The organism is Nocardia sp. NPDC055053 (assembly GCF_053608285.1).
Map to the genome: position 1 here is coordinate 235035 of NZ_JBSGVD010000002.1, position 17860 is coordinate 252894.

A 17860-nucleotide genomic window follows, 5' to 3' on the forward strand; every position below is an offset into this window, starting at 1 on the left:
CCATCCCACCAAGTCGCCAGGTTCTTGCTGTCTACGCTGCTGATGGTCTGGATCGGATCCGGGATGGTCGCGGCCATGCAGCGGAACTACTTCACCAACCCGCCCGTCAACTGCGGCGAATGGGGCACCATCGCCGTCACGCTCGTGGCGGGCCCGCTCAACTATCTGGGGGCGAACCCGAAGGTCACCGAGTGCCAGCTACCGGAGCCGAGCCAGTGAACGGCCGCGGTGACCAGGCAGCAGCAGTGCCTTGACGGCTCGCCGTTCATCCATCGCGCGGTAGCCCTCGGCGACCTGGTCCAGGGGCAGAGTCAGGTCGAAGACCCGGCCCGGGTCGATGCGGTCGCTCAGGACCCGCTCGATGAGGTCGGGCAGGAAGCGGCGCACCGGGGCTGGTCCGCCGCGCACGCCGACCGCGGACGCGTACAGCTCTTCGGCGTCGAGCCGGACATCGTGTGGCAGGCCGACGACACCGAGGCCGCCGCCGGCGCGGGTCGCCCGCAGTGCCTGGCGCATCGATTCGCTCGTGCCGACGCACTCGAGGACCGCATCCGCACCGATCCCGCCGGTGATTTCGCCGATCACCGCGACGCCGTCGTCCCCGCGCTCGGTGACAATGTCGGTGGCGCCGAACGCGAGCGCCAGCCGCTGCCGGGATTCGTGGCGGCTCATCGCGATGACGCGCTCGGCGCCGAGTTCCCGCGCGGCGAGAATCCCGCACAGGCCGACGGCTCCGTCACCGACCACCGCCACGGTCGAGCCGGCACGCACGCCGGCGGCGACCGCCGCGTACCAGCCCGTACCCATCACATCGGACAGGCTGAGCAGGCTGGGCAGATGCCGGGCATCGGGGTGCTCATCGAGGGCGACGAGCGTGCCGTCGGCGTGGGGCACGCGAAGGTAGTCGGCCTGGCAGCCACTCATGAAGACCCGGTCGACGCAGGAGGACTGGTAGCCGTAGCGGCAGGTCGGACAGGTGTTGTCGGAGGTGGCGAAGGAGCCGACGACGAACTGGCCCGGCCGGATCATCGAGACCCGGCTGCCGACTTCTTCGACGACGCCGAGGTATTCATGGCCCATCGGGCGCGCTTCGGTGACGGGTTCGATGCCACGGTACGGCCACAGATCCGATCCGCACACGCAGGTGGCCACGGTCCGCAGGATCGCGTCGGTCGGCGCCAGGATCGCCGGGTCGGGCAACTGTTCGAAACGGACGTCGCCGGGGGCACGGAGGATGGTGCCGTACATGGTTCACTCCTGGCATCGAGGCCGGGGCGGCAAGTGGACAGCGGCTGGCGACGAATTAGCAACTGTCAGTGCGTCATTCTCCGCATCGCAAGCCAAACATATTGTGCGCCAACACAAGACCAGAACGCGGACAAATCCAGCCTCGAGCGAGGCGATCGCAAAGCAAACGAACCGGCAGGTTCCTACCACCAATTACGTTGACCCGCAACATCATTCATTGATCGCGTGTTACGGTGACCGAACCGTCGAGTTCGACTGTCGTACTGAATCACCTTGTGGTGCAACCTCTTTCAAGACTTCCCAGGAGGTCCGAGTAATGCGTGCGTTGGTGACCGGAGGTGCCGGATTTGTTGGATCACATGTGGTCGACGCGCTCGTCGCGCGCGGCGCCGACGTGCTCGTCGTTGACGATCTCAGCCGCGGCAACGTCAGGAATCTCGAGTCGGCGCTACAGCTCGGCGCCGAGCTGATCAATCAGGATGTCCGATCGGCCGGCGCGATCCGCGACACCATGCGCCGGTTCGATCCGGAGGTGGTGTTCCATCTGGCGGCCCAGGTCAGTGTCCATCATTCGATCGCCGACCCGGTGACCGATGCCGAGCAGAACGTGGTCGGTGTCGTCAGCGTGCTGGCCGCCGCGGCGGCGACCGGAGTCCACCGCGTCGTGCTGAGTTCGACGGGCGGGGCGATCTACGGCGAATCCGACCGATATCCGACGCCCGAGAGCGCGACACCCGACCCGCCCTCGGCCTACGGGCTGGCGAAATGGGCCGGTGAACGGTATGGGCGCTGGTTCCGGGATACCCGCGATATCGACGTGGTCGCCTTGCGATACAGCAATGTCTACGGTCCGCGGCAGTCGCTGGAGGGTGATTCCGGTGTCGTCCTCCGTTTCTGCGCGGCCGCACTGGAGTGCAGGCCGCCGGTGATATATGGCGATGGCATGCAAACTCGTGACTTCGTGTATGTCGACGACGTCGTCGAAGCCAATCTCGCCGCCGCGCAATGCGATCAGCACAGCTTCGGCGAGTACAACGTCGGCAGCGGCATCGAAGTGACGGTGAACGGATTGGCCGACGCCGTTCGCGCCGCCGCCGGGCTGCGCGCGAGCGCATGGCTGCCCCACTATGCCGCCGCGCGCGACAATGAGGTGCGGCGCAGCTGTCTCGATATCGCGCGCGCCCGAGCCGAACGAATCCTCGAGGCGACCACCACCCTGCCCAACGGCATCGAACGAACATTGAGCTGGTTGCGGGACGCGCGAGCCTCCCTGGTTCCCACTGTGTAATTTCCTCGTTTGGCGAAGGGAGGCGGCCCTATGCTGCCTGTTCTCGATGACGACCACGCCGGAGCCGTCGCCGCGAAACAATTCGCGGATCTCGGCTATCTGATCGTTCCCGGACTCGTCCCCGACGATCTCTGCGCGCGATTGCTGCCGGAGGTGGACCGCTGGGTCGATCAAGGGTTGCGCACGCGGTCCATAGACAGTTGCCTGGATCCCGCGAAATTCGGTATCCCCCCGGTGATGGAATTCGAAATGCCCGCCCACGGCGAGATATTGACGCATCGGCCGTTGATGGCGATCCTGGACCGGCTGCTCGGCCCGGACTACGTCTTCCACCATCTGCACAGCGACCGCCACGATGCCACGACCCCGGCCAAGGCCTGGCACCACGACTACGAGCCCAACGATCGGTCCGACCCGTCGCTGACGATGCTGCACGCATTGCACTACCTCAATGGACTCGACGGCACCATGGCCGGTTTGGTCGTGCTACCCGGGTCACACCGGCGGCCGGGCAGCAAGACGGCGATGGCGCATCTGGGCAGCGGCCCGCTCGACGGCGAGGTCGTCATCGACGAGCTGGCGCCGGGGTCCACCGTATTGCTGCATTCGGCTTTGCTGCACGCCCGGCGAACAGCGGCGACGACCTCACAGCGGCGGCGATATTTCGTCGACGCGTCGTATTGCCAGACCGGCGCGGCGCGCTGGCGGCCGGTGAAGCCGTACTGGCGGCACATGCTGGCCCGTGCGCGCGAACTCGGCCTCGGTGCGGGTTTGTCGCCGGAGTTGTTCGCCGAAAAGCATTTCCGAGACGATGTCATACAGGGATAGGGGCCCGGATCATGAGAATCGTCGGAGACAGCGATCTCACCGAGGTCGTCGAGATCTATCGGTCCGAACATCGTGCCAACGGCGTCGAGGACGGCGTGCGGTACAAGGAAGGCGAAGACAACCTGCGGCGCGGCGACGCAGTGTCCGGCCGTTGGTCTCGCGTGCTGCTCTCGCGCGCCGATCTGGTCGCCGTGATGTTGCCGTGGCATCTGAGCGAAGGGGGCGGTCGCGAACTGGTGCCGCGCACCGGGCTGACCGTCGCGCAGGCGGCCGCGCGCCTGCGTGCCGAGCACGGGGAGATGGCCGCGGCCAATCCGGTGTGCACCGGACTGATCACCGCACTCGCCGAGTCGCCGTTCACCACCGTGTTTCTCAGCACGCGCCCGGTCGACCACAGTGACTATTCCGATCTGCGCACCCGCGACGGTCTCATCCATCTCGACGGCCTGCACCGCATGCTCGCGTGGGAATTGGCGGGCAGGCTGCCCGAGGGTGAATTGATCGAGGGTTTCGTGGCAGGCGACGTGCGCGACGGAGGTCTGCGCCGATGAGTGGAACCACGCTGGTCGATCTGCTCCGCGCGAACGCACTGACCTACCCGGCGCGCCCCGCCCTTGCCGATGCCGAGCGCACGTACACCTATCGCGACGTCGAGCGGATCGCCGATGCGACGGCGGCCAGGCTGCGCGCGGCGGGCGTCGGCCGGGGCGATCGCGTCGCGGTGCTCGGTCCACGAGACGCTCGGCTGTTCGCGTTGATGTTCGGTGTGTGGTGCTGCGGCGCGGTCGCCGTTCCGGCCGAATCTTCGTGGAGCCCCGCACAATTACGTCGCCGACTCGACGCTGTCGGTGCCCGGTGTGCCCTGTCCGCGCAGCAGGGCGCCGATCGGCGCAGCGTTGTCGTCGATCCGGACGCGGTGGACGGCCAGGACGTACCGCCGATTCCGGCACAGGTCGACGCGGACGAGCTCGCCTATCTGTCGTTCACTTCCGGCTCGACCGGTGAGCCGAAGGCCGTGGCGGTCACGCACCACAACGCTGTGCACTACGCGCGGTCGCTGTGCCTGCGGCTCGGATACGGCGCGGGCGACGCGCCCTGTGTCGGGCATGTCACCACGCTGGCCGCGGATCTCGGCCATACGGCCTGGTTGCTCGCGCTGGCGAGCGCCGGTTCGGTGCACGTGGTGGGCGACCGCGACGCGAGGGATCCGTCGGCATTCTGGGCGGCGGTGCGGCGCGCGGGTATCTCGGTCCTGAAGACGACGCCATCGCATCTGACCGCCCTCGAGCCAGGCAGGCCGCGAGAGGACCAGCCACTGGACACCGTGCTGCTCGGCGGCGAGCCACTGCCGCGAGTGTTCGCCTCCGCCTTGCTCACTCGTGGCCTCACGCGCCGGGTGGTCAATCACTACGGCCCCACCGAAACGACCGTGGGTGCGACCTGCTTCGTCGCCGCCACCGACGCCGATCTGCCTGCCGGGGAACCGGTCGTGCCGATCGGCAGCGCCATCGGCGTGGCGACCCTGCACCTGCTGGATCGAGCGGGCGCGCCGGTACCCGACGGCGCCGAGGGTGAACTGTTCATCGGTGGAAAGGGTGTCGCCGCAGGCTATTTCGGCGCGCCCGGCGAAACCGCACGGAAGTTCGTGCCCCACGGGGACGGCCGGGCCTATCGCACCGGCGATATCTGTCGCCGACGCGACGACGGCGCACTGGTCTTTCTGCGGCGCACCGACCGCCAGGTCAAGATCCGCGGCTTCCGTGTCGATCCCGCCGAGATAGAACGGGCCGCCGAGTCCGTGCCCGGTATCGATCGAGCGGCGGTGGTCGTCCACGCCACGGCTACCGGCAACCGGCTCCATGCCGCGGTCTGGCTTTCCGGGCGCACCGACGACTCGGCGACGCTGGACTCCCTGCGCGCGCATCTGCGCGATGTCCTACCGGATTACGCGGTACCGCAACCTGTCTTCGCGCTGCCCGAGCTGCCGCTGGGACCGACCGGCAAGCTCGATCTGGCCCGGGTGTCGGAACTGGTGACAGCGCTGCTCGACGCCCGAGCCCGCGACACCGCCCGGCGAGATCCTCGGCCCGGCGATCCCGCAGGCGACGATCTCGCGCAGGCCGTCGCCGCACTGTGGGCGGAAGCGCTGGGCGTGCACTCGGTCGATACCGATGCCGACATCCTCGATCTCGGCGGCGACTCGATTCTGGCGATGCGGACCATCGCCGCCCTGTATCGACGCGGGTACCGGGTCACCTTCGACGACTTCTATCAGCATCCGACCCCGCGCCTGCTGGCCGCGGTCGCGCGGGCCGTCGCGCCTGCCGCGCCACCGGCAGGCGACCACCGGCCGGAGCAGCAAGCAGGACCGGCGCAGCGGTGGATGTTCGCACAGCCCGTCGCCGACATCCGGCAGTGGAATCAGTCGGTGGTCGTGCGCTGCGGCAATTCTGTCGACGCCGGTGCCCTGTCGCGCGCGGTCAGCGATCTTGTCCACCGGCACACCGCGTTGCGCAGGCCGATCGGGCCGGACGGGCCTGGCGTCCTCGAGGCCGTAGCCGAACTGGACATGGTGTCGTTCTCCCGGCTACCGCGTTCGCCGGCCATGGTCGCGGACTTCGTCGAGAAGACGTGCACCGACTTGCATCTGAGCCTCGACCCGGCGGCAGGGCGGCTCATCCGGGTGCACCTGTTCGACGGCGGCACCGAACACGACGATCGCCTGGCGATCGTCGTCCACCACCTGGTCGTCGATGGTTTCTCGTGGCGGATCCTGCTCGACGATTTCGCCTACGCCTACCGAACGGCGGTGCACGGCAAGCAGTTCGATCTTCCGGCGACCGGTGACTACTACCGGTGGGCAGCGGATCGCGGCGTACCGGCGCACGGCATCCCCGCTGCGCCGACCGGGACGGCGCCGAGATCAGCCAGTCTGGTGTGGTCGCTCGATCGGGCCGGCACCGCCGCCCTCGTGCACGGATGCGGCGGCGGGCATGGCATGGAAGCGCTGCTGCTCTCGGCGTTCGCCGCGGCGGTCCTGCGGACCGGCGACCAGCCGGACCTCGCCGTCGAGATCGAGACGCACGGTCGCGACGTCGGCGACGGCGGTGGCGAGTATCTCGACACCGTCGGCTGGTTCACCGCCGTCAAACGGGTGCGGATCGAACGGCGGCCCGGCGGCGCACCCTCCGCGCCGGAGCTCGAACGCCTCCTCGCCGACACTCCCGAACTGCCGATGGATACCGGCGGCACCCGCCCGGCGATCAGTTTCAATTTCCTCGGCACTTTCCAGCTCCCCGACAAGCAGACGCTGGACTGGTCGGTCGCGGCGGAGCAGGCGGGCAGCGCGCGCAGTGCCCACTGTGACGCGCTGTACGACCTCAAGTTCACCGCTCGCATCGTCGAAGGCAGGCTGGTCACCGACCTGGTCCACCCACGGACCTCGGCGTCCGGGCAGTATGCCGACCAGATCATGACGGACTTCGCCGAGATCGTCGCCGAGCACGCGGGGACGACGGCGCGGGCCCACACCGCGTCCCCGCTCACCACTGCCGGGCAGGTCATGCTCGCGGGTGCGCCACCGGCCCGGCCTCGCGCGCGGGTGGTGAGCGAGGCGCCGCGTGTGCTGTTGACCGGTGCCACCGGCTATCTGGGTAGCCATCTGCTGTCGGCGCTGCTGGCGAGAAACGCGCAGGTGACCTGTTTGGTGCGCGGGGAACGAGACGTCGCCGCGCGGGCTCGGCTGCGGCACGTCCGCGATGTCAGGGTGGTCGCCGGGGACATCACCAGCGAGGGTCTCGGCATGTCGGCCGGGCAGGCGCGGGAGGCGGGCAGGGCGCAGGTCGTCGTCCACGCTGCCGCCGACACCCGGCTGGTCGCCGCACCCGCCGAGCTGGAACGCGCCAATCACACCGGGGTGAGCCGGCTGCTGGCGTGGATCGAGACGCACGCACCCGGCGCGCGCTTTCATCATCTGTCGACGCTGGGTGTCGCCGGCGGTGTCGACGGCCCGGCCCGCCGGTTCAGCGAAGCCGACCTGCGGATCGGCCAGCACTTCCGAACTCCGTATGAGCGCACGAAATTCGGTGCGGAGCTGGTGGTCCGCGAGTGGGCCGCGCTGGGACGGCAGTGCTATATCCATCGCAGCGGCCACGTCGCCGCCCACAGCCGGACCGGCGCGTTCCAGCGCAATATCGGCGACAACCGCGTCTATCAGCTCCTGCGCGGATATCTGCTGGCGGGCGCCGCACCACGGCGTCCGGCCGTGAGTTTCGGGTTCTCCTACGTCGATACCGTCGCCGAGGCCATCGCGACCCTGGCCTGCCGTCCCGCCTGCGCGCCGGGTGTCTATCACGTCGAGACCCCGCATCTGGTGGCGCACGACGAACTCATCGCCTGGAGCGCGGCGGCGGGCTATCCGATCACGCTCACCGATGACGCCGCGTTCGCCGCCGCGCTCGACCGTGTCGACCGATCGCATTCGGCGGCGGTGCGGGAAGCGCTCGCCTGGTCGCACCACGACGCGGACCGCAATGTCGTCGTCGACAGCAGTTACACCGTCGGGGTGCTGAACCGGCTCGGCATCCGGTTCGCCACACCGACCCCGCGGTGGTGGGCCACCGCACTGGCGTGGGGACACGAGGTCGGTTACTTGCCCGCCGTCGCGACCGCCGACCGCACCGCCTGAGACAGCACCCCACCGATAGGAGGTCGAAATTTCCGTGTCCGAGCTTTCACCGGTACTCGCCCAGGCCACACCCGTCATCGCCTGCCGCGGGCAAGGAATGTACTTGTACGACGCAGCGGGCGAACGGTACCTCGATTTCACCGCCGGCGTCGGCGTGACCAGCACCGGTCACTGCCATCCCCGCGTCGTCGAGGCCGCGCAAGAACAGGTCGCGCGACTGATCCACGGCCAATACACCACGGTGCTGCACGAGCCGCTGATCGAACTCACCGAGCAGCTCGGGACCGTACTGCCCGCCGGCCTCGATTCGCTGTTCTACGTCAACTCCGGCAGCGAGGCGGTCGAGGCCGCCGTCCGGCTGGCGCGCCACGCCACCGGCAGGCAGAACATCGTGGTCTTCGACGGGTCGTTCCACGGCCGCACGATGGGAGCGGCCGCGCTGACCACCGCCTCGACCAGATACCGGGCCGGAATCGGACCCTTGATGCCCGGCGTCGCCGTGGCACCGTTTCCGGCGGCATTCCGTCTCGGCCTGAGCGAGGAGGCCGCCGTCGACTACGCGCTGCGTGGCCTCGATCATCTCCTGGCCACCGTCACCGCGCCGTCCGAAACCGCGGCGCTGCTCGTCGAGCCGGTGCTCGGCGAGGGCGGGTATGTGCCCGCGCCACCGGGATTCCTTGCCGGACTGCGGGAACGCGCCGACCGCCACGGCATGCTGCTGATACTCGACGAGGTGCAGACCGGATTCGGCCGCACCGGCAAGTTCTGGGCACATCAGCACGAGCCGGGGGCGCGCGCCGACATCCTGATCACCGCCAAGGGATTGGCGAGTGGATTCCCGCTGTCGGCCATCGCCGCACCCGCCGAGCTGATGCGGCGTGCCTGGCCTTCCTCCCAGGGCGGAACCTATGGCGGCAATGCCGTCGCCTGCGCGGCCGCGGTGGCGACGCTGGCTGTCATTCGCGACGAGAAGCTGGTCGACAACGCCGCGGCGCAAGGCGAACGCCTGCTCACCGCGATCCGTGCCGACGCGCTGGCCGTCGCGGCGGTCGCGGATGTGCGTGGCGTCGGACTGATGGTCGGCATCGAATTCTGTGCCCCTGACGGCGCACCGGACCCGGCGACCGCGCGGCGCGCCCAGCAGGCCGCGGCCGCACTGGGGTTGTTGCTGCTGACCTGCGGCCCCTACGGGAACGTCGTGCGCATGATTCCGGCGCTGGTGGTCACCACCGAGCAGATCGACGCCGCCGTCGCACTGTGGTCGAAGGCGCTGGCCCTCGCGACCGGCGACGCAGGAGAAAGGAAGGGAACCAGCGATGTCCGAGCAGAACACCGTTGAGATCAGTTGGGACGCAGCGCGTCTCACCCAGGAGACGGCGACGTGGTCGCTACGCCTGCCCGGCGACGACCGGCAGACCCTCACGGCGGCCGACGACGACGCGGCCAAGGTGCGCGCCACGGTCCACTCCTTCGTCGACCATGCCATCGAACGCGTCGGCTTCGCCCACGTCGCCGGCTTCGTCGACCCGTCGACGCCGGAAGACGACATCGTGCGCACGCTGCTGTACGTGCTCGACGGGATCGGCGAGGTGGTCCCGCAGAACGGCGCCGGTGACCTCAGGCAGGTCCTGCGCGATCGCGACGGCGACGGGGCCACCGCGCTCGGATTCCACTGCGACACCTGCGATCTGCTTGTCCTGCTCTGCCTGCAACCGGCCGCCGCAGGCCAGGGGTTCACCCGGCTCGCCGGCGCGCGGCGCGTCAACGACATCCTGGAATCGGAAGACCGGCAGACGCTGTCACTGCTGCGCGAGAAATGGACCTACGACCGCACCGGCCGGGCGGGACCGCAGATCGTCGTGTCGCCGATCCTGTTCACCCAGCCCGACGGCACCATCGGCTGCTACTACCAGACCCGGACCGTGCGGGCATCGTTGCACGGCGACGACACCGCCCGGCAGGCCGCCCTCGATGTGCTCGACGAGGTTCTGCACCGCCCCGGCGTCGGCTTCGACCTGATGCTCGCCGCGGGTGACCTGCTGATCATCCGCAACAGCCGCGTGCTGCACGGCCGATCGCCCTACCTCGACCAGCCGGGACCCAAAGCCCGTCGCATGCTGCGACTCTGGGTGGACAAGGAGACACGATGACCGGCAACGATCGCATCGCGCTGGTCACCGGCGCAGGCAGCGGACTCGGCCGGGCGGCGGCACTCGCCCTGCTCGATCACGGCTGGTCGGTGGCGTTGGCCGGGCGCCGCGAGGCGCTGCTGAAGGAGACGGCCGCGGCGTCGAACGTGCCTGCGGGCCGGGTGCTGGCCGTTCCCGCCGACATCACCAGCCCCGCCGAGGTGGCCGACCTGTTTCGCGCGGTCGAGGACCATTTCGGCAGGCTGGATCTGTTGTTCAACAACGCGGGGGCGGCGGTTCCCCGCTGTCCGATCGAGGAGATCCGGGTCGAGGACTGGAATCGGGTCGTCGACACCATCGTCACCGGGGCCTTTCTCTGTGCGCAGCAGGCGTTTCGGATCATGCGCGCCCAGACCCCCGGCGGCGGCCGGATCATCAATATGGGTGCGCCGTCGGCGCACGCGCCCCGGCCGAACGCGATCGCCTACACGACCGCCAAGCACGCACTGCTCGGGCTGACCAGGGCGCTGTCGCTGGATGGCCGGGAACACGGCATCGCCTGCGGGCAGATCGATGTCGGCAATATCACGCCACCGGACGGCGTCCAGCCCGCGGCGCGTCAGGCCGACGGCACGATGGCCGTCGAGTCGACGATTCCGGCCGAGCGGTTCACCGAGGCGCTGATTCTCATGGCCTCGCTGCCGCCGGACACCAATGTCCCGTATCTCGGCGTCTTCCCCACGACGATGCCGTTCGTCGGAAGGGGCTGACACCGTGGACATCCCGGGTATTCCGTTCGAACGGCGGATCGAGATCCTGTGCGCCGGTGACGAGCAGGCGCGGGCAGCGCTGAGTGACCCCGCCGTCTCGGCAGCGATCCGAATACCCGGGATGTCGCTGGCCGGCATCGTCGAGACGATCATGACCGGCTACGCCGATCGACCCGCGGTGGGCAGACGCGTCACCGACACCGTCGTCGACGCGGCGACCGGCCGCCGGACGACCCGATTGCTGCCGCGGTTCGAAACCCTCAGCTATCGCGAACTCTGGCAGCGCGTGAGCGCGGTCGCCGCACGCTGGCACGGCCCACACACGCGGCTGCGAACAGGCGACTTCGTCGCGGTGGTGGGAGTCACCGGGTGTGACTACGCCACCGTGGATCTGGCCTGCGGGTATCTGGGCGCGGTGGTCGTTCCGGTGCCGGCGAACACGTCCGCGCGCGAACTGTGCGCCATCGTCGCCGAGACCACGCCGCGCGTTCTCGCTGTCGGGGTGGAATTCCTCCCGCGTGTGTTGGATTACCTTCCTGCCCAGGACTTTCCGGCGCAACTGCTCATCCTCGACCAGCACCCCGAGGACGACGAGCATCGTCGCATCGTGGCGGACACCCGGCGCCGGCTGCCAGCCATCCGCATCGACACCCTCGACGCGCTCGTCGCGCAGGGGCGCGTCGAACCGGCGGCGCCGCTGTGCACCGACGACGACCCCGAATCGATGCGCCTGCTCATCTACACCTCAGGGAGCACTGGCACACCCAAAGGCGCGATCTACTCGCAACGGCTAGTCGCCAGAATGTGGCTCAATGCCGGTCCGGCACCGGCACTCACGCTGGCCTACATGCCGATGAGTCATGTCGCAGCGCGTCTTTCGCTCTACGGAACGCTCGGCAGGGGCGGCACCACCTACTTCACCGCACGACCGGACCGCTCGATGCTGTTCGACGACCTCGCCCTGGTCCGGCCTACCGAGATCGCCTTCGCGCCACGGGTTTGTGAGCTCCTGCTGCACCGGTTTCGCGACGACGTCGGCCGACGGTGCGCAGCGGGCGCCGAGCCTCATGTCGCCGAGCGAGCCGTCCTCGGCGAGATGCGCGGGGACGTACTGGGCGGGCGGGCGGTGTATGCCATTTTCGGCAGCGCTCCCCTGGCCGCCGAGGCCCAGCAGTTCGCGCGGGCACTACTGGGTTTCGAGCTGCACGACGGGTACGGCGCCACCGAAGCGCTCGACATTCTCCTCGACCACCGCATCCAGCGGCCGCCGGTGATCGACTACACCCTCGTCGATGTCCCCGAACTCGGTTACTACACCACCGATGTGCCGTATCCGCGCGGCGAGTTGCTGGTGCGGACCGACACCGCGGTCGCGGGCTACTACCGGCAGCCGGAATTGTCCGCGGCGATCTTCGACGCCGAGGGTTACTACCGGACCGGCGACATCATGGCCGAGATCGAACCCGATCACCTCGTGTACCTCGATCGGCGCAACAATGTGCTCAAACTGTCGCACGGTGAGTTCGTCGCGGTGGCGCGGCTCGAGGCCGTTTTCAGCACGAGCCCGCTGATCCGGCAGATCTTCGTCTACGGCTCCAGCGAACGGGCGTATCTGCTGGCGGTGATCGTGCCGACCACCGCGGCGCTGACGATCGGCGACGGGCTCGAATCGGCGCTGGCCGAGTCCCTGCGCGCCGTCGCGGTGGCCGCGGGGCTCGAATCGTCCGAGCTCCCTCGTGATTTCCTGATCGAACCCGAACCGTTCACCGTCGACAACGGTCTGCTGTCGGGCCTCGGCAAGCTCTTGCGTCCGAAGCTGCGCGCACGATACGGGGCTCGATTGGAGCGAATGTATCTCGACCACACCGACGAGCAGGTGCGTGAGCTCCGCGAATTGCGGGTAGCCGCGGCACATCTGCCGGTGCTCGAGGTCGTCGTCCGTGCCGCCCGCGCCATTGCCGGAACTGCCGAGCCGGACGTCGCGCCGAGCGCCTCCTTCACCGATCTCGGCGGTGATTCGCTGGCGGTCGTATCGTATTCGGCGCTGTTGAATGAGCTGCTCGATGTCGAACTACCCGCCGGACTGGTCACCGGCGCCGGGGCTGATTTCGCCTTTCTCGCCGACTATGTTCTCCGGCAACGTCAATCGGGTTCGATCCGGCCGAGTTTCGGCTCGGTCCACGGCGCGCACAGCAGTGCGGTGCGGGCCGACGATCTGGCCCTCGCCTCGTTCCTCGATCCGGCCATCCTGGCGCAGGCCACCGCGCTCCCTCTCGCAGCGGATGTTCCGCGCACCGTTCTGCTCACCGGCGCTACCGGATATATCGGTCGCTTCCTGTGCCTGGAATGGCTACGTCGTCTCACCGACGCCGACGGCACTCTGATCTGTTTGGTGCGGGCGGCGGATGCGCGCGCGGCCAGGCAGCGCCTCGACAGTGTCTTCGACACCGACGCCGGATTGCGTGACGAATTCCGAAGTCTGGCAGCGCGGTGCCTCGAGGTCGTCACGGGCGATGTCGCCGAGCCCGGTCTCGGCGTCGATCTGTCGACCTGGCATCGGCTCGCGGCACGCGTCGACCATGTGGTGCACACCGCTGCCCTGGTCAATCATGTTCTCCCCTATCCGCACCTGTTCGGCCCCAATGTGGTCGGGACCGCCGAGGTCATCCGGCTGGCGATCACCACGCGCGTCAAGTCGGTCGACTTCCTCTCCACCATCGCGGTGGCGGCGCCACCGCGAGTGCCTGCGCTCGACGAGGACGAGGACATCCGCACGGTCCGGCCGACGCGGCCACTCGACGACAGCTACGCCAACGGCTACGAGGCGAGCAAATGGGCAGGCGAGGTGCTGTTGCGGGCAGCGCACGACCACTGCGGCCTCCCGGTCACGGTGTTCCGCTCGAATATGGCTTTGGCGCATCGGCATTACGCCGGTCAGCTCAATGCCACCGATTCGTTCACCCGGCTTTTGCTGAGCCTGTGCGGCACCGGGGTCGCGCCGTCGTCGTTCTATCGGACCGGACCCGACGGCGACCGCCCGCCTGCCCACTACGACGGGCTTCCGGTCGACTTCACGGCAGCGGCCATTACCAGGATCGGCGGTGATCCCCGATCCGGTTATCGCACTTTCCATGTCACCAATCCGCACGACGACGGCATCTCGCTTGATCGGGTGGTGGATTGGCTGATCGAGGCAGGCCTGCCCGTTCGGCGCATCGACAGCTACCAGGATTGGCTGACCCGGCTGGAAACAGCGTTGACCCGGCTGCCCGAACCTCGACGCAGGCAGTCGCTGCTGCCCCTGCTACAGGCCTACCAGAGGCCTGCGGATCCACCACTCATTCTGCCCGCCAAACGGTTTCACGAGGCACTGCGAGCGGTAGGCATGCCCGTTCCGCACCTCGATCGGTCGCTGATCGACAAGTACCTATCGGATTTCCGGCAACTCAGGCTCCTGAGCCAGGACGCCGGTCGCTGATCGGACACCACTACCTCGCCCGGTCGCCGAACGGCGGCACCTGACGACCCCACCGCGCGCAGGTCCAGCCGAGGAACCGCGACCCACCTCCATATCGGGGGACCAGTTCGATCGTCTCGGTGAAGTCGAGCCGGTGGCCCGCGGCGAATGATGTGGGGACGCCACCCACCGCGCCCGCCACCAGCCGCATGGCCATGCCGTGGCTGACGAGGACGACCTCGGCCGGTTCATCCGGCGACAGACAACGGACACGCAGGTCCTCCAGTGCGGCCGAGAAGCGTTCCAGGACAATCCGTCCGGTCTCGCCGCCGGGCATCGCGACATCGAGCTCGCCGTGATGCCACCGCTGGTAGATCCGGTGGAAGGCCAGGTGCGCCGCCTCACTGTCGAGGCCTTCGAAGTCGCCTGCCTGCACCTCATAGACACCGTCAAGCACCGTCACCGGCCCACCGGCAACCGATTCGATGCGCTCTGCCGTCTGACGGGCTCGTAGCGCCGTCGAGCAGAACAACCGCCGCCGGGCGTTGGTCAGCGCCGCGGCGAACCGATCGGCTTGCGCCACACCGCGTTCGGTAAGCGGTGGACCGGGCACCCGGGTGCTGAGCAGCCTGCCCAGATTGCCTTCCGACTCGCCGTGGCGTACCAGGACCAGTCTCCCCCACCGCCCCTGCGCGACCCGAGAGCTTACGGCGCTGTCGTCCACTTGCCCCACCTCACGGTCCGCGCAACATCACACCCACTGTAGGTGGGTCGGATGCACACCGTCCAGGCCTCTCACTGCACGCGGGAGTGCCAGCGCTGCAACAACTCTCGCGATCCGCGGCTTCCACATCGGCGAGGCGCCGGGTCGGCCGGCGGACCGTGTCGGCGAGGACTAGCCGTTCATGTCGACGACCGGAGGGCCTGCCGTCCAGCCGCCGTCCACGGCCAGCTCGGCGCCGGTCGTGTACGAGGCGACGTCGCTGAGCAGATAGGTGACCGCCCCGGCGAGTTCCTCCGGCTGCCCGACCCGGCCCAGCGGCGCGTTCGGAAAACCGCCCTCCGCCAGACTGATTCCGGTCGGCGCTGTCATCGGGGTGAGCACCATGCCGGGATGGACCGAGTTCACCCGGATCCGGTCGCGCGCGAGCTCGACCGCGGCGACCTTGGTGAGCCCGCGCACACCCCACTTGGCGGCGCCATAGGCACCGGTGTGCGCCAGGCCGACCAGCCCGGCGGCCGAGGAGATATTGACGATGGAACCACCACCGGCCGCCCGCAGGGCAGGCACCACCGCGTGGATGCCGATGTTCACCGAGACCAGGTTGACCTGGATCACCCGCTGGAACGTCTCGAGCGGCTCCTCGACCAACGGCACTCCCGAGGCGGTCACCCCGGCATTGTTGACCAGGCCGGTCAGTTTCCCGAAGGCACCGACAGCGGTGTCGACGGCGTGCTGCCACGACGCCGGGTCGGTGACATCGAGGTGCACGAACCGGGCGCGCTCCCCCAGCTCGCCCGCCACGGCGGCGCCGTCCTCGTCCAAGAGGTCACCGATCACGACGCTGCCGCCCGCGGCGACGATGCCGTGGGCGAAGGCCGCGCCGAGACCGCGCGCTCCACCGGTGACCAGTACTACTTTGCCCGAAAGCTCCATCACAGATTCCTTTCTCACCGGATGCCGAAGACCGCGCCGCCACCGAAGGCCTCGCGATGCGACACCGGCTGTCCACCATCGATATCGGTGATCCCGTACTCGACGGCCGCCTCGGCCGTGATCACCGTGCTGCCGCTGCGGGTACCGATCTCGGGATCGGTGGCCAGCGCCAGGACGACCCTGCCGACGAACTCCGGCGTTTCCGCACCCGCGATCGGAAACCCCTCGATGTCCTCGACACCCATGGCCAGCACCTGCTCGGTGCGCACGATCCCGGGCCACAGCGACACCGTGCTCACGCCGGTCCCGCGCAGTTCCACGGCCATGTCGCCGGCCATCTTGTCCAGCCCCGCCTTCGACATCCCGTACAGCACCGAGTGCAGATAGCCGCGGGTGCCGAACGAGGAGATGTTGGCGATGACGCCGCCGCCGCGGGCGACCATGCGCCGCGCCGCCTCGACGGAGGCGACATAGTGCGCGCGCAGGCCGACACCGATCAGGGTGTCCCAGTCGTCGACGGGCCGCTGCCAGAACGGGTCGCCGAAGCCGGCGAACCCGTCGGGATTGGCCCAGACATTGTTGACCAGCAGGTCGAGTCCGTCCTGTTCGGCGGCGATGCGGGCGAAGACGGCGGCGATCTGCGCGTCGTCACGATGGTCGCACCGCACGGCGATGCCGGTGCCGCCGCGGGCGCTCACCTCGGCGGCGGCCACCTCGAGCGGCCCACCGTCACCCGCGCTGCCACGTCCGGTCAGATACACGGTCCATCCCGCGGCGCCGAGCGCCAGCGCGATTCCCTTGCCGACGCCACGGCTGGCGCCGGTCACCAGAGCGATCTTCGACATGCCCCGGCCCTACTGCGCGATCCGGCAGGCGTCGTCGAGTGGCCGGGTGATCGCCCACAGCCGGTGGAACGTGCAGGTCGCGATCTTCCAGCGGCCGTCCTCCACCCGGTATTCGTCGGTGTATTCGCCGGTGGCGACGGTTTCGGTGCGCTCGATCAGGTTGACCTGGCGGAACCGTAGCGTCCACCGGCCGCTCGCGGTGCCATCCGTGCGCACCGTGATGTCGGGGTGCACGCCGTGGTGCATGTCGAGGATCGCGTGCTTGCCGTCCACCTGCTGCAGGGCGATCGAGGCGAAGACCGCGGCCATGCCGTCGGCGTCCATGGAACCGAGCTCGCCGTAGTCCAGTGCCGAGCCGACCGCGACGAAACAGTCGCGGAACCCTTCGGGGTCCTTGGCGTCGCAGGCGCGGAAGTAGCGGTGCTTGAGCGCGGTGATCGACTCGATCGCCGCCAACCGCGCGAGGTGCGTCGCCGCGTCGTCGGGCTGGGGAGTTGCCGTCATGAAACTCACCGTATGACCTGGCGGATGTCAGTGCCTGCGCGTCTTCCCGCTCATCGGGAACGGGCCGCCGGATTTCGGCGGTTTCCCACGGACCGCCCCTGGGTAAAAAGATTCCGATACCCGTTCGCGGAACCGGCGACGGGACGCGGATTCCGCGACGTACACCACGGGAGAAACACAGTGTTGAGTTTGCTCGGCGTCAACCGCCGCACCGAGGCGGCCGACAGTTGCCCCGGCGCGCCCACCTCGGCCGGACTGCTGGAATCGGGTGACATCGTGCTCACCCCACGGCGCAGCTACCGCGTGATCAGCACGAGCTTCGCCGGCGGCGCACATCACGCCGGGCGCGTGATCGCCGACACGGTCGACCTGGTGACCGGCCGCCTGCGCGTCTTCGAATTTCCCAGCACCGACACCACCGTCACCGTCCGCGCAGCGTAGGCCGCC

The 17860-nt window shown here is 68.8% G+C and carries 15 protein-coding genes; 10 read left to right on the top strand and 5 right to left on the bottom strand.

The genetic code is table 11. The annotated features are described in order from the left end of the window. The first annotated feature begins 42 nt into the window (after positions 1-42). Positions 43-219: a hypothetical protein gene (locus ACWF82_RS03050; RefSeq protein WP_452497406.1), complete on the top strand. Its 177-nt coding sequence runs from the start codon at positions 43-45 to the stop codon at positions 217-219. Here ACWF82_RS03050 and ACWF82_RS03055 read toward each other — a convergent pair. Then, complete coding sequence (locus ACWF82_RS03055; RefSeq protein ID WP_452497408.1) at positions 199-1248, bottom strand: zinc-dependent alcohol dehydrogenase family protein; 1050 nt, start codon at positions 1246-1248, stop codon at positions 199-201. The two genes, ACWF82_RS03050 and ACWF82_RS03055, sit on opposite strands and share 21 nt — an antisense overlap. On the opposite strand from ACWF82_RS03055, the gene ACWF82_RS03060 reads away from it, so the two are divergent. Genes ACWF82_RS03060 through car form a run of 8 tightly spaced genes read left to right on the top strand, consistent with a single transcriptional unit; the run spans position 1247 to position 14428 of the window. Next, positions 1247-2536 (top strand): NAD-dependent epimerase/dehydratase family protein, encoded by a 1290-nt coding sequence (locus tag ACWF82_RS03060; protein ID WP_452497410.1) that lies wholly within the window; start codon positions 1247-1249, stop codon positions 2534-2536. The two genes, ACWF82_RS03055 and ACWF82_RS03060, sit on opposite strands and share 2 nt — an antisense overlap. A gap of 30 nt (positions 2537-2566) precedes the next feature. After that, positions 2567-3364 carry a phytanoyl-CoA dioxygenase family protein gene (locus ACWF82_RS03065; protein ID WP_452497412.1) on the top strand — a complete coding sequence of 266 codons (798 nt, stop codon included), beginning with the start codon at positions 2567-2569 and terminating at the stop codon, positions 3362-3364. Between the two features lie 11 nt (positions 3365-3375). Beyond that, positions 3376-3915: a DUF6309 family protein gene (locus ACWF82_RS03070; RefSeq protein ID WP_452497413.1), complete on the top strand. Its 540-nt coding sequence runs from the start codon at positions 3376-3378 to the stop codon at positions 3913-3915. Further along, positions 3912-8051, top strand: a complete 4140-nt coding sequence (locus tag ACWF82_RS03075; protein WP_452497415.1) for an AMP-binding protein — start codon at positions 3912-3914, stop codon at positions 8049-8051. Before ACWF82_RS03070 ends, ACWF82_RS03075 begins: the two co-directional genes overlap by 4 nt. Before the next feature lie 34 nt (positions 8052-8085). Continuing rightward, the gene (locus ACWF82_RS03080) at positions 8086-9390 is read left to right on the top strand and encodes an aspartate aminotransferase family protein (protein ID WP_452497417.1); all 1305 of its coding nucleotides are present in this window, start codon (positions 8086-8088) and stop codon (positions 9388-9390) included. Beyond that, on the top strand, positions 9368-10201 hold the full coding sequence (locus ACWF82_RS03085; protein WP_452497418.1) for a TauD/TfdA family dioxygenase: 834 nt from the start codon (positions 9368-9370) through the stop codon (positions 10199-10201). The genes ACWF82_RS03080 and ACWF82_RS03085 overlap by 23 nt, the downstream gene beginning before the upstream one ends. Then, on the top strand, positions 10198-10950 hold the full coding sequence (locus tag ACWF82_RS03090) for an SDR family oxidoreductase (RefSeq protein ID WP_452497420.1): 753 nt from the start codon (positions 10198-10200) through the stop codon (positions 10948-10950). Before ACWF82_RS03085 ends, ACWF82_RS03090 begins: the two co-directional genes overlap by 4 nt. Positions 10951-10954: 4 nt before the next feature. Beyond that, a complete protein-coding gene (car, locus tag ACWF82_RS03095; protein WP_452497422.1) occupies positions 10955-14428 on the top strand; it encodes a carboxylic acid reductase in 3474 nt (1157 codons plus the stop codon). A gap of 10 nt (positions 14429-14438) precedes the next feature. Here the strand turns inward: car and ACWF82_RS03100 are convergent, their stop codons facing one another. The 4 genes from ACWF82_RS03100 to ACWF82_RS03115 all read right to left on the bottom strand — a co-directional run bounded on the left by ACWF82_RS03100 (position 14439) and on the right by ACWF82_RS03115 (position 17413). Beyond that, complete coding sequence (locus ACWF82_RS03100; RefSeq protein ID WP_452497423.1) at positions 14439-15131, bottom strand: histidine phosphatase family protein; 693 nt, start codon at positions 15129-15131, stop codon at positions 14439-14441. A 171-nt stretch (positions 15132-15302) separates the two neighbouring features. Then, on the bottom strand, positions 15303-16064 hold the full coding sequence (locus tag ACWF82_RS03105) for a glucose 1-dehydrogenase (RefSeq protein WP_452497425.1): 762 nt from the start codon (positions 16062-16064) through the stop codon (positions 15303-15305). Between the two features lie 14 nt (positions 16065-16078). Beyond that, positions 16079-16909, bottom strand: coding sequence for an SDR family NAD(P)-dependent oxidoreductase (locus ACWF82_RS03110; protein WP_452497427.1), 831 nt, complete (start codon positions 16907-16909; stop codon positions 16079-16081). Positions 16910-16918: 9 nt separating this feature from the next. Beyond that, entirely contained in the window at positions 16919-17413 is a 495-nt protein-coding gene (locus ACWF82_RS03115; protein ID WP_452497428.1) for a nuclear transport factor 2 family protein, read from the bottom strand. 180 nt (positions 17414-17593) lie between these two features. On the opposite strand from ACWF82_RS03115, the gene ACWF82_RS03120 reads away from it, so the two are divergent. Continuing rightward, on the top strand, positions 17594-17854 hold the full coding sequence (locus ACWF82_RS03120) for a hypothetical protein (protein WP_379311405.1): 261 nt from the start codon (positions 17594-17596) through the stop codon (positions 17852-17854). Positions 17855-17860 lie beyond the last annotated feature (6 nt).